Origin of the sequence: Weizmannia sp. FSL W8-0676 (genome assembly GCF_038593015.1) — a bacterium.
Lineage (GTDB): Bacteria > Bacillota > Bacilli > Bacillales > Bacillaceae_C > Weizmannia > Weizmannia coagulans.
Genome location: NZ_CP151954.1, coordinates 1183133 through 1196533 on the forward strand (window position 1 = coordinate 1183133; position 13401 = coordinate 1196533).

At 50.6% G+C, this 13401-nt stretch carries 11 protein-coding genes; 10 read left to right on the forward strand and 1 reads right to left on the reverse strand.

Annotated elements, in window-relative coordinates:
• Positions 1-96: 96 nt before the first annotated feature.
• Complete coding sequence (locus NST20_RS05710) at positions 97-1815, reverse strand: NFACT RNA binding domain-containing protein (RefSeq protein ID WP_029142530.1); 1719 nt, start codon at positions 1813-1815, stop codon at positions 97-99.
• Positions 1816-1957: 142 nt separating this feature from the next.
• Between NST20_RS05710 and NST20_RS05715 the strand changes: the two genes are divergently transcribed.
• The 10 genes from NST20_RS05715 to rsmB all read left to right on the forward strand — a co-directional run bounded on the left by NST20_RS05715 (position 1958) and on the right by rsmB (position 13400).
• Positions 1958-4639, forward strand: coding sequence for a cation-translocating P-type ATPase (locus NST20_RS05715; protein WP_019721994.1), 2682 nt, complete (start codon positions 1958-1960; stop codon positions 4637-4639).
• Positions 4640-4860: 221 nt separating this feature from the next.
• On the forward strand, positions 4861-5736 hold the full coding sequence (locus NST20_RS05720; RefSeq protein ID WP_017552941.1) for a YicC/YloC family endoribonuclease: 876 nt from the start codon (positions 4861-4863) through the stop codon (positions 5734-5736).
• A gap of 35 nt (positions 5737-5771) precedes the next feature.
• Positions 5772-6038 (forward strand): DUF370 domain-containing protein, encoded by a 267-nt coding sequence (locus tag NST20_RS05725; protein ID WP_013859031.1) that lies wholly within the window; start codon positions 5772-5774, stop codon positions 6036-6038.
• Between the two features lie 2 nt (positions 6039-6040).
• On the forward strand, positions 6041-6655 hold the full coding sequence (gmk, locus tag NST20_RS05730) for a guanylate kinase (protein WP_017552942.1): 615 nt from the start codon (positions 6041-6043) through the stop codon (positions 6653-6655).
• A gap of 1 nt (position 6656) precedes the next feature.
• Positions 6657-6863, forward strand: coding sequence for a DNA-directed RNA polymerase subunit omega (gene rpoZ, locus NST20_RS05735; protein WP_013859033.1), 207 nt, complete (start codon positions 6657-6659; stop codon positions 6861-6863).
• A gap of 135 nt (positions 6864-6998) precedes the next feature.
• Complete coding sequence (gene coaBC / locus NST20_RS05740) at positions 6999-8207, forward strand: bifunctional phosphopantothenoylcysteine decarboxylase/phosphopantothenate--cysteine ligase CoaBC (protein WP_342400247.1); 1209 nt, start codon at positions 6999-7001, stop codon at positions 8205-8207.
• Positions 8204-10609, forward strand: coding sequence for a primosomal protein N' (priA, locus tag NST20_RS05745; RefSeq protein ID WP_342400248.1), 2406 nt, complete (start codon positions 8204-8206; stop codon positions 10607-10609). The genes coaBC and priA overlap by 4 nt, the downstream gene beginning before the upstream one ends.
• Positions 10610-10628: 19 nt before the next feature.
• The gene (gene def / locus NST20_RS05750; protein ID WP_342400249.1) at positions 10629-11114 is read left to right on the forward strand and encodes a peptide deformylase; all 486 of its coding nucleotides are present in this window, start codon (positions 10629-10631) and stop codon (positions 11112-11114) included.
• Positions 11111-12064, forward strand: a complete 954-nt coding sequence (gene fmt / locus NST20_RS05755; protein WP_342400250.1) for a methionyl-tRNA formyltransferase — start codon at positions 11111-11113, stop codon at positions 12062-12064. The genes def and fmt overlap by 4 nt, the downstream gene beginning before the upstream one ends.
• Entirely contained in the window at positions 12057-13400 is a 1344-nt protein-coding gene (gene rsmB, locus NST20_RS05760) for a 16S rRNA (cytosine(967)-C(5))-methyltransferase RsmB (protein ID WP_013859038.1), read from the forward strand. The genes fmt and rsmB overlap by 8 nt, the downstream gene beginning before the upstream one ends.
• Position 13401: the final 1 nt, after the last annotated feature.

Here is a 13401-nt window from a genome sequence, read left to right on the forward strand (position 1 = left end):
ATTTATTTAGATCATTCGTTTCCGAAAACATTTTTTTCACCAAAAAAAACAGCGCAATGCCTGGGCCTGCGCTGTTTACAACATATTCCGTGTTTTTCATGCATCCTTCGTTTTTTTCATGGCCAGCACTTTGTCGGTATCCGGTGTGACATAAACGGTTTGCTGGTTCTCGTAAATGACAAATCCGGGTTTTGCGCCGTTCGGTTTTTTCACGTAGCGCACTTTCGTATAATCGACCGGGACGGAAGCGGACTGGCGCGCTTTGCTAAAATAGGCGGCGAGTGATGCGGCTTCCAAAATCGTCTCCGGCGCCGGGTTTTTGCTGCGGATGACAACATGCGACCCGGGAATGTCTTTTGTGTGCAGCCAGATTTCATCGCGGGCGGCTACCCGGTTTGTCAAATAATCGTTTTGCTTGTTGTTCTTTCCGACAAGAATTTCCGTGCCGTCCGAAGCCTCGTATTTTTCGAGGGCGATTTTGTTTGCATTTTTCCGCCGGGCGCGGCTGTGCCGTTTTTTCAAATAGCCTTCTTCTTCCAGCTCTTCGCGGATTTCCCCGATATCTTTCGGTGAGGCTGTTTCAAGCTGCTGGAGGAGGTTTTCAAAATACAGCACTTCATCCCGGGCTTTTTTGATCTGTTCACGCACTGCGACTTGCGCATGCTTCGCTTTCTGGTAGCGGGAAAAATAGCTTTGCGCATTTTCCGCAGGGGTTTTCAGTGGATCAAGCGGAATCTCAACCATTGCCCCGTTCTCATCGTAATAGTTTTGCACTTTCACTTTGTCCATTCCTTTTTTCACGGCATACAAATTTGCTGTCAAAAGTTCGCCGTACAGCTGGAACTGTTCGGCATTTTGCGCCTCCTCAAGCGTGGCTTCCAGCTTTTTGATTTTGCTTTCGTTTTTCTCCAGTTCATTTTTCACAAACCGCTCAAGATCATGGCCTTTTTGCTTGACGCGGTCACGTTCGGCTTTCCCGGCATAAAAACGGTCAAGCAGCGCGCTTAAAGTCGGGAAAGTTTTGGTTTCGCCCTCAAGGGACGTAAGCGGGATCATGTAAAATGATTCTTTTTGTGCACCCATGATCATCACCGGCTGGAGGTCAAACTTTTTAATCGGCTCCATAACGGACAAGAACGCGTCCGTCACCGCTTCCGGATTCGAAAATTTCGCCCGGTGCATGATCTCTTTTGCCAAAAGAGGGGAGACCCCGGCGAATTGCGCGACAATCTGCTTGTCCATTTTCCCGCTGTTCCAGTCGAGCGCTGCGATGACATCCTCTTTTGTTGCTTCAAGCGGATTCCGTTTGTGCTGCTCAGGGGGCATGACATATTCATGCCCGGGGAGAATCGTCCGGTACGTATTCACAGCCGGCGGGACGTGTTTGATGCTGTCCATGATCAGGTTCCGCTCTTTGTCGACCAAAATGATATTGCTGTGGCGGCCCATGATTTCAACGTACAGCTGTTTATAGGAAATATCCCCGATTTCGTTGCGGCTTTTGATGTCAAAGACAACAACGCGGTCAAGGCCGGCCTGGCGGATATCCTCGATCACGGAGCCTTCCAGATGTTTCCTTAAAAGCATGCAAAACATCGGCGGGTCCTGCGGGTTGTCAAACGGTTCATCCGTCAGCTGAATGCGCGCATAGGCCGGGTGTGCTGACAAAAGCAGCCGCCGGTTTTTCCCGTTTGCACGCACGATCAGGACCAGTTCATTCTGGTACGGCTGGTGGATTCTGTTCATCCGCCCACCCTTTATCGTATCAACAAGTTCTTTTACCATCGCTCTTGTAAATAATCCGTCAAATGACATATCGCATTCCTCAATTCTTTCGCGCAATGTTTTAAGCATTGCGCCGGTCGTTGGCATGTTAAATTATATCATTTTTTTGGACAGGGCTGAATATGTTGCTATTAAGACAATAATGGGCAGAAGCAGGGGAGAGTGTATTTTCATGATGTTTCACGAAATGAGTGAAAAAGAAGTAGAACAGGAATTCGGAACTGATCTGGAAAAAGGGCTCACCGAAAAAGAAGCGGAAAAAAGAGTCAGGCAGTACGGCTTTAATGAACTGGAAGAGGCGGAAAAAGAATCTGCCCTTATGCTCTTTCTCAGCCAGTTTAAAGATTTTATGACGCTCGTCCTGCTTGCCGCAACCGTGATTTCCGGATTTTTAGGCGAATATGTCGACGCGGTCGCGATCATCGCCATTGTATTGATTAACGGGTTTCTCGGCTTTTTTCAGGAGCGGCGGGCCGAGAAATCGCTTGAAGCATTAAAAGAACTTTCCGCACCGCAAGTCAATGTGCGAAGAAACGGGCGATGGGTAAAAATCCCTTCGAAAGAAGTGACGCTTGGCGATATTTTAAAATTTGAAAGCGGGGACCGGGTTGGCGCCGATGTCCGGATTGTAAAGGCTAATAATCTTGAAATTGAAGAGTCGGCGCTGACGGGAGAATCCATCCCTTCCCCGAAATCAACGGAACCGATTCCTGTGGAAAATGCGGGCCTCGGCGATTTGCATAATATGGCGTTTATGGGGACGATGGTAACGCGCGGCAACGGCATCGGCATCGTCACCGCGATCGGGATGCAGACGGCAATGGGGGAAATTGCCGATATGATTCAAAACGCCGAATCGATGGCGACCCCTTTGCAAAGAAGGCTCGAGCAGCTGGGAAAAATTTTAATCGTGGTGGCGCTGCTTTTAACCCTCCTTGTCGTCCTTGTCGGCGTCTGGCACGGGCATGACTTGTATTCCATGTTTCTGGCGGGAGTTTCGCTCGCGGTTGCGGCGATTCCGGAAGGCCTGCCGGCGATTGTGACAATTGCGTTATCGCTCGGCGTCCAGCGCATGATCCGGAAAAACGCGATCGTCCGGAAACTGCCGGCGGTGGAAACGCTCGGCTGTGCGTCAGTCATCTGCTCGGATAAAACCGGCACCATGACGCAAAACAAAATGACAGTCACCCATTTATGGAGCGGCGGAAAGACGTGGAAAGTGTCCGGGACGGGCTATGAGCCGAAAGGGATTTTTACGGACAATGGAACGGAAATCCACCCTTTAAAGGAAAAAAGCGTCTACCAGCTTTTGACGTTCGGGCTATTATGCAACCATGCCGAATTGAAAGTGAAAAACAAAGAATATGTGATAGACGGCGACCCGACGGAAGGCGCGCTCCTCGTTTCCGCCCTGAAGGCCGGTTTAACGAGGGAATTACTGCTGAAAGATTTTACAATTGAACAGGAATTTCCGTTTGATTCAACGCGGAAAATGATGAGCATGGTAATCCGTGACAAACACGGCAAACGGTTTGTGATCACAAAAGGCGCGCCGGATGTGCTGCTCGGGGTAAGCCGGTCGGTGCTCTGGAACGGAAGGGAACAATCGTTTGATCTGGAAACACGAAGGAAAGTAGAGAAAGCGGTCGAATCTTTGGCTGCCCAGGCACTCCGGACGATCGCCATCGCGTTCAAGCCGCTTGCAGCAGGAGAAACGGCAAAAAGTGAACAAGAGGCGGAGACAAATTTGATTTTTATCGGCGTCCAGGGGATGATCGATCCGCCGCGGCCAGAAGTCAGACAAGCCATTAAAGAATGTAAGGAAGCGGGCATCCGGACGGTGATGATTACAGGCGACCATGCTGTGACCGCAAAAGCAATTGCGAAGCAGCTCGGGATTTTGCGCACAAGCCGTGAAAAAGTGGTGGACGGCGCGATGCTGAACGAACTGACGGTGGATGAGCTGGAAGACGTGATTGACGAAGTTTCCGTGTTTGCGCGCGTATCGCCGGACCATAAACTGAAAATCGTTAAAGCTTTCCAAAACCGCGGGGCAGTCGTTGCCATGACAGGGGACGGCATCAATGACGCACCGGCCATTAAAACAGCCGATATCGGCATCTCGATGGGCATTACCGGAACCGATGTCGCAAAAGAAGCCTCCTCGCTCATTTTGCTCGATGATAATTTCGCGACGATTAAAGCGGCGATCCAGGAAGGCCGCAATATTTATGAAAATATCCGGAAATTTATCCGTTATCTGCTCGCCTCCAATGTCGGTGAAATCCTTGTGATGCTGTTTGCAATGCTTTTGTCCCTGCCGCTTCCGGTCGTTCCCATCCAAATTCTTTGGGTCAATCTCGTGACGGATGGGCTGCCGGCGATGGCGCTCGGCCTCGACCAGCCGGAAGAAGATGTGATGAAGCGGAATCCGCGCCATCCGCGTGAAGGGGTGTTTGCGCGCGGGCTCGGCTGGAAAGTGATTTCGCGCGGTTTTCTGATCGGGTCCGCGACACTTGCCGCTTTTGTAACCGTATATTACCAGCACCCCGACCGGCTTGCTTATGCACAAACGATTGCATTTGCAACACTTGTCCTTGCCCAGCTGATCCATGTGTTTGATTGCCGCAGCGAACGCTCGGTGCTCGCGCGCAACCCGTTTGGAAATGTCTATCTTGTGCTTGCTGTTTTGTCATCGGTTTTGCTTATGCTTGCCGTGATTTATGTTCCGGCCCTCCAGCCGGTTTTCCATACGCTACCGATATTGCCGAAAGACTGGCTGCTCGTCCTCTGCATGAGTGCAATTCCGACATTTTTGCTTGCGGGGACATATTATTTAAGAAAAAAACCTTGAATTATGCTATAATCTTAAAAGTAATAGGGGATCCTCTATTACTTTTTCTTTTGGCGAAATTTCCCCAGGCGCTCCGGTTAAGATTTCCTTTCCTAAATGGGCGGGGCGCGGTATAATCTCCGTAAAAGCTATTATCACCGGGCCGGGGACAGGCGCGATGAAAATCGTGAAGGTTAAAACTTGCGTGATGGTAGATGTAAGAAGAGATTGGGCGTGAGAAGATGGTCTTAAGCATGACGGGATATGGCAGAGGCCGCCGGGAGACGCGGCAGTTCAGTGTGACGGTGGAGATCAAGTCTGTCAACCATCGCTTTTGCGAATATCAGATCAGGATGCCGAAGCAGCTTGTCAAAGTGGAAGAAGAGTTGAAAAAAATCATCGGGAACTATGTGCAGCGCGGCCGTATTGACGTGTTTGTCACCATTTTCGGTGAAGGGCTTGTCAAACGCAGGCTGCGGGTCGACTGGGATTTGCTGGACGAATACCACCGGTTTTTAAGCCGGATCCGTGAGCAATACGGAATTGAATCAGGTTTTGGCATTCGCGAGTTATTAAACCGCGAAGATTTAGTTACAATAGAAGAAATAGAGGAAGATAATGAAGAAATCCTCACCCTTGTCCTGGAAGCCTGCAAAGAGGCGGCCGGGCAGTTGCGGCTTATGCGCGAAAAAGAAGGTTCCCTGCTCAAAACTGATTTGGAAAAACACCTCCAAACGATTTCAAAGCAGGTGGATCATATCAAAACAGAAGCGCAGTCGCTCGTTTCTACATACCGATTCAAACTTGAAAAGCGGATGCAGGAGCTATCAGGCGGCCGGCTGGATGAAGCGAGGCTCGTCCAGGAAGCGGCGCTGTTTGCCGACAAATCCGATATTCATGAAGAAGTGACAAGGCTTGAAAGCCACTTGATTCAATTTGGCGAAACGTTGGCGCTTGATGAGCCAATCGGCAGAAAACTGGATTTCATGATCCAGGAGATGAACAGGGAAGTGAACACGATTGGATCGAAAGCAAATACTTCCGGTATTTCAACAGCCGTTGTTGAGCTCAAAACGGTCCTTGAGAAGATGCGCGAGCAAGTGCAGAATATAGAATGATTCGCGCAAAGTCAATTGTATGCGAGCGGGAGAGGATGCAGGTGGTGAAACTCATTAATATCGGCTTTGGAAATATCATTTCGGCAAACCGCATCATTTCCATTGTAAGCCCGGAATCAGCGCCGATTAAGCGGCTCATCCAGGATGCACGCGAGCGCGGCACTTTAATTGATGCGACTTACGGCAGAAAAACCCGGGCAGTGATAATGATGGACAGCGGCCATGTGATTCTCTCCGCAGTTCAGCCGGAAACAGTGGCGCACCGTGTCACGGACGGGGAAACAGATGGCGAGGAGGTATAGCGTTGAAGAAAAAAGGATTACTCATTGTGTTATCCGGTCCGTCCGGTGTCGGGAAAGGGACCGTACGGAAAGCCGTTTTTTCGCAGCCGGATACGAAATTTGAATATTCCATCTCGATGACGACAAGAAAACCGCGGGAAGGCGAAATCGACGGGGTGGATTATTTTTTCAAAGAACGCGAAGAATTTGAAGAACTGATCAGGCAGGGAAAACTGCTGGAGTACGCGGAATATGTCGGCAATTATTACGGGACGCCGGTCGATTATGTGAAGGAAACATTGGAAGCGGGAAAAGATGTTTTTCTCGAAATAGAAGTGCAGGGCGCGCGGCAGGTCCGCGAAAAATTTCCGGACGGCTTATTCATTTTTCTTGCGCCGCCAAGTTTGTCCGAACTGGAATCGAGGATCACGCAGCGCGGGACGGAATCTGCCGAAAGGATCCGCGACCGGATGGAAAAAGCCCGCAAAGAAATTGAAATGATGAATTTATATGATTACGTTGTGGAAAATGATACAATAGAAAACGCCTGCGAAAAAATCAAAGCCATTGTCGTCGCGGAACATTGCCGGACGGCACGCGTTGCGAAGCTGTATAAAAAAATTCTGGAGGTTGAATAAGATGCTTTATCCTTCCATTGATGAACTGTTGAAAATTATCGATTCGAAATATTCCCTTGTCACGATCGCGGCAAAACGTGCCCGCCAGCTGCAGGACCAGCATAACGAAGTGCTTGAAAAATATGTTTCCGATAAAAATGTCGGCAAGGCGCTTGAAGAAATTTATGCCGGCGTCCTCCGGATCAAACACGATGGAACGGCTTCTTAAGTTATCTTGGTACGGTTATACGGAAAATCACAGAGCAGGGACTGGCGGATATGGCGTCAGCCCTTTTTCTTATATTTGCTTTTTTGTTAGAATGGTCGTAAGGATATTGACTGAGACTTTACAGGGGGCATACGGATGCTTGGGAAAAATATATTATTGTGCGTAACCGGAGGGATTGCCGTTTTTAAAGCGGCTGCGCTCACAAGCAAGCTGGCGCAGTCCGGCGCACATGTGAAAGTCATCATGACGGAATCCGCCTGCAAGTTTGTGGCGCCGTTAACGTTTCAGGCGCTTTCCCGGAATGAAGTGTACACCGATACATTTGATGAGAAACACCCGGAGAAAATCGCCCATATTGATCTTGCAGACTGGGCGGATCTTGTCCTCATTGCGCCGGCCACCGCGAATATGATTGGAAAATTGGCGAACGGAATAGCGGATGATATGGTCTCGACTACGATCCTCGCCACGACTGCGCCGGTATGGGTGGCGCCGGCAATGAATGTCCATATGTACGGCCACCCGGCTGTCCGGCGGAACCTGGAAACGCTCAAAGGCTTCGGCTACCGGCTGATCGAGCCTGCGGACGGGTATCTCGCATGCGGATATACCGGAAAAGGAAGATTGGAAGAACCGGAGAACATCGTGGCGCTTTTGAAAGATTTTTTCAGCGGCGGGACGAAACCGCTGTCCGGGAAAACGGTTTTAGTGACAGCCGGCCCGACGATTGAAAAAATTGATCCCGTCCGCTTTCTTTCAAACCGTTCGTCCGGAAAAATGGGATTTGCGCTTGCCGAAGAAGCGGCCAATATGGGGGCAAACGTTTTGCTTGTCACAAGCGTGGACACGCTGGCACCGCCCGCCGGAACGGAAATCATCAAAGCGGAGAGCGCAGAGGAGATGTATCATGCGGTCATGGGCCGCTACAAGGAAGCGGATATCATCATTAAAAGCGCGGCCGTGGCAGACTACACGCCGGTCCGTGTTTTCGATAAAAAAATGAAAAAGCGGTCAGGCAACCTGACGCTAGAACTGAAACGGACAAAAGATATTTTAAAAGAACTTGGCGAAAGGCTGGACAAGCCTTTTCTCGTTGGCTTTGCCGCGGAAACTGATCATCTCGAAAACTATGCGCGCGGCAAAATGGAACGGAAGCGTGCGGATATGATTGTCGCCAATGATGTGAGCCGGGAAGGCGCCGGATTTGCCGGCGATACGAATATCGTGACCATTTTTAAACGCGACGGCTCGAAACGGGAACTCCCGCTGCTTTCCAAGCATGAGGCGGCAAGGGAAATTTTGCGCGAAATCTGCCGCGAGATCGAAAAGGACGAAAAGAAATGAAGATTGCAAGTGTGATTGTCGATATACCGGCAATGCAGACGGATAAATATTTTGATTACCGGATCCCGGAAAAATGGGGAACGGCCATCCAACCGGGAATGCGCGTCATTGTCCCGTTCGGCCCGCGCACGATCCAGGGATTTGTTGCGGGCATAAAAGACCGTTCGGAAGTGAAGAACTTGCGTGAAATCATTGCGCCGCAGGATTTGGCCCCGGTTTTGAATGCGGAGCTGCTTGCGCTCGGGGACTGGCTTGCGAAGGAAACGCTTTGCCTGAAAATCTCTGCTTACCAGGCGATGCTGCCGGCCGCGATGAAGGCAAAATACGAAAAACGCATCAAAAGGCAGGACGGGGGCGCCAACCCTTTTCTTGACGAAGTGTTCGGGGATAGCGGCGAAATCGGCTGGAAAGAAGCGCAGCAAAAGGGCTTTCTGCCGTTTCTGCAAAAAGAAGCGAAAAACGGGTTGGTGGAAGTCGTATATGAAGTCAAAAGCAAAGCCAACAAGAAAACGGTCCGGCTCATTTCCTGCCCAAGTTCCAAAGGCGAGCTCGAAAAACGGATGGAAAAAGTGCCGAAAAATGCCCCGAAACAAAAGCAGGTGCTGCAATTTTTCCTGGAAAATCCGGATGCAAAGATACCTTCTCCCGAACTGGCGGAAACAGCCGGCGTATCGCGGGCGGTTATCAAAACATTGCTTGAAAAAGGATGGCTGGCAGAAACACAGGAAGAATCGTACCGCGACCCGTATGCTGGCCGCCAATTTCAAAAGAGCGTGCCGCATGCTTTGACTGCGGAACAGAAACAGGCAATCGGCCCGGTCCTTTCCGCGGTCCGCGAAAACAGAAACGAAACGTTTTTGCTTTTTGGCGTAACCGGCAGCGGAAAAACGGAAATTTATCTCCAGTCGATACAGGAAGTGCTGAACCAGGGGAAAGAGGCGATTGTCCTTGTCCCGGAAATTTCTCTAACGCCGCAAATGGTGAACCGTTTTAAAAGCCGTTTCGGCAAAGATGTGGCGGTTTTGCACAGCGGCTTATCGGTCGGTGAAAAATACGATGAATGGCGGAAAATTACCCGCAAAGAAGCGAAAGTGGTGGTCGGGGCGCGGTCGGCGATTTTTGCCCCGTTTGAAAATCTTGGCATCATTATTATTGATGAAGAGCATGAAAATAGCTACAAGCAGGAAGACAACCCGCGCTACCACGCGAGGGACGTCGCCCTTTTCCGGAGCAAAAACCACCATTGCCCGGTTATCCTCGGAAGCGCCACCCCGTCGCTTGAATCATTTGCCCGCGCGCAAAAAGGGGTCTATACGTTGCTGAAAATGGAAAAACGGATGAACAACCACCCGCTTCCCGAAGTTTCGATTGTCGACATGCGCGAAGAATTGCGCGCAGGCAACCGTTCCATGTTCTCAAGAGAGCTTTTTGAAAAACTGAAAGACCGCCTGGAGAAAAAACAGCAAACCGTGCTGCTGCTAAATAAAAGGGGATATTCCTCCTTTGTCATGTGCCGGGACTGCGGGTATGTGCAGCAATGCCCGAACTGCGATATTTCGCTTACCTATCACCGCTCCACAAACGAAATGAAATGCCATTACTGCGGTTACGAGACGTTTGTGCCCGCAACATGCCCGGAATGCGGGAGTTCCCATATCCGCTATTTCGGGACAGGGACGCAGAAAGTGGAAGAGGAGCTCGGGCGGCTGCTGCCTGAAGCGCGCGTGATCCGGATGGATGTCGATACAACCGGCCGGAAAGGGGCGCATGAACGGATGCTTCAAAGCTTTGCAAACGGGGAAGCCGATATTTTGCTCGGCACGCAGATGATTGCAAAAGGGCTCGATTTTCCGAATATTACGCTTGTCGGCGTGCTGAATGCGGACACGATGCTCCATTTGCCCGATTTCAGGGCGTCCGAAAAAACGTTTCAGCTTTTAACACAAGTAAGCGGGCGCGCGGGGCGGCACCAGCTGGAAGGCGAGGTTGTTGTCCAGACATATACCCCCGAACATTACAGCATCCAATTTGCAGGGGAGCAGGACTATGAACGCTTTTACCGCCAGGAAATGAGAATGCGGAAAGTGGGCGCCTACCCTCCTTTTTACTATCTCACCCTGATTACGGTCAGCCATGAAAATGTGATGGAAGCCATGTCCGCATCCGAAAAAATCGCAGGCTTTATGCGGAATCGGGTGTCGGGCGGAAGTGTGATTTTAGGCCCTTCGGCATGCCCGGTCCCCCGTGTGAAAAATAGATATCGTTACCAATGTCTGATAAAATACAAACGGGAACCGCGGCTCAATGAAACATTATCTGTTTTGCTGGAACATTTCCAGCACCAGATTGCCTCGGAAGGATTAAGCATCGCGGTCGATGTCAATCCTAATATGATGATGTAACAGGAACGAGTGATTCGAAATGATGGAGATTGTAAAATATCCTGCCGCTGTTTTGGAGGAAAAATGCAAACGTGTCATGGCATTCGGCCCGTCTTTAAAAGCGGTACTGGATGAAATGTATGAAACGATGCTTGAAGCGGACGGGATCGGACTTGCCGCTCCGCAAGTCGGCATCAGCCAGCAAATCGCCGTTGTCGATACCGGCGATGGGACAGGCCGGATTGACCTCATCAATCCAAAAATCGTAACAAGGCGCGGGGAACAGACCGATGTCGAAGGCTGCCTGAGCTTTCCCGGCGTTTACGGCACGGTTCAACGCGCCCGTTATGTGAAAGTAAAAGCACAGGACGCAAACGGAAAGGCGTTCACGATTGAAGCGGAAGATTTCCTTGCCCGCGCTTTGCAGCATGAAATCGACCATCTGCACGGCGTTTTGTTTACGTCCAAAATCATCGATTATGTGGATGAGGAAGACTTGGTTTTTGAGGAGGATGATACCGAATGACGAAAGTGGTGTTTTTAGGGACGCCGGACTTTGCCGTGCCGGTTTTACAGACGCTGATCCGCGACGGGTACGAGGTCATTGGGGTTGTGACACAGCCGGACAGGCCGGTTGGCAGAAAACAGATCTTAACGCCCCCGCCTGTAAAACGGGAGGCGGAAAAGCACGGCATTCCGGTTTTTCAGCCGGAAAAATTGCGCCAGCCGGAAAGCCTCGCCCGCATTTTGGCACTCAAGCCGGATGTTGTGGTTACATGCGCGTACGGGCAGATTTTGCCGAAAGCATTGCTTGATGCGCCCCCGTTCGGCTGCATTAATGTCCATGCGTCACTGCTTCCGGAACTGCGCGGCGGGGCGCCGATCCATACAGCCATTTTACAAGGGAAGAAAAAGACCGGCGTAACCATTATGTATATGGCGGAAAAACTCGATGCCGGCGACATCTTCAGCCAGCGGGAAGTCGAAATTGAAGAAACCGATGATGCCGGCACCCTCCATGACAAGTTGAGCAAAGCGGGTGCTATGCTTTTATCCGAAACGCTTCCGAAAATCCTGGCAAAAGAAATTGTGCCGGTGCCGCAGGATGAACAGAAGGCGACGTTTGCCCATAATATTACGCGCAGCCAGGAAAAAATCGATTGGAAAAAACCGGGGGAATCCATTTACAACCAAATCAGGGGCCTGTGCCCGTGGCCGGGTGCCTATACCGTACATGGCGGAAAAACGTTTAAAATATGGAAGAGCGAAAAAGTGCCGCTTTCCGTTCATGCGGAACCGGGCACCATCGTCACGATAAAAAAAGACGGGATCGTGGTCGCAACGGGCAGCACAACTGGCATTAAAATTACGGAACTGCAGCCTGCCGGGAAGAAACGGATGGCGGTTGCGCAATTTTTAAACGGTTCAGCGGGCGGCCTTGCACCCGGGATGAAATTTGGAGATGAAGATGAGTAAAGACCGGAAAAATGTTCGCGAAGCGGCGCTTGAACTTTTGGAGGCAGTGGAGAAAAACGAGTCGTACAGCAATTTGCTGCTTGACCGCTATATTGAAAAATACCGGTTCCACGGCCCTGACCGGGCGCTGCTTACGGAAATCACTTATGGCACGTTGCAGAGAAAGCAGACACTGGACTATTTTCTCGCCCCGTTTTTGCGCAAAAAAATTGAAAATTGGGTGCGGATTTTGTTGCGCTTGTCTATATATCAAATGGTATACTTAGATAAAATCCCTGACCGCGCGATTATTTTTGAAGCGGTGGAAATCGCCAAAAAACGCGGCCACCGCGGGATTTCCGGAATGGTCAACGGCGTTTTGCGCGCCATCCAGCGCGGGGGGCTCAGAAGTTTAAAGGAAATAGAAGACCCGCTTGAAAGATTATCGGTGGCAACGAGCCATCCTCACTGGCTTGTGGCAAGATGGGCGGAAGCTTACGGCTATAAAACAACGAAAGAAATGTGTGAAGCAAACCTGATTCCGCCGTTACAGACAGCAAGGGTGAACCTGAACCGGGCATCCGTGGAAGAAGTCATCGAAAAACTGGTACGGGAAGGGTTTACCGTTGAGCGGAGCCCGGTTATTCCGGAAGCTGTCCGGTCGCGAAAAGGTAATCTTGCCCGCTCGGCATGCTTTAAAGAAGGGCTCTTCACCATCCAGGATGAAAGTTCGATGGCGGTTGCCTATGCGCTTTGCATCCAGGAAGGCCAGCGGATTTTGGACGCTTGTGCGGCACCGGGCGGAAAAACCACCCATATTGCGGAAAAGTTGGAAGGAACGGGGGAAGTAATCGCGCTCGATCTCCATCCCCATAAGGCCAAACTGGTCCGGGAAAACGCAGAGAGGCTCGGTACCGGACAGGTCGAAGCGGTTGCGATGGACAGTCGGGATGCAGGCGCCCATTTTGAAAAAACCACTTTTGACCGCATTCTTGTCGATGCGCCGTGCACAGGTTTTGGGGTTCTGCGGCGGAAACCGGATATCAAATATGCGAAAACCGTTGACGATATCCATGCGCTAAAGCAGGTCCAGCTTTCAATTTTATCGGGCGTGTCGGGACTGTTAAAACCGGACGGCATCTTAGTTTTCAGCACCTGCACCGTCGACCGGGAAGAAAATGAAGGGACGATTGAAACATTTTTGCAGGAACATCCGGAATTTGAACCGTATCCGCTGCACGTCCCTGAAGCAATGGAATCTTTAGTTGACGGATACCGGATGCAGATTTTTCCGCAGGACTTCGGCGGGGACGGTTTTTTCATAGCCAGTATTCGCAAAAAGGCCGGTAAAGCATAGG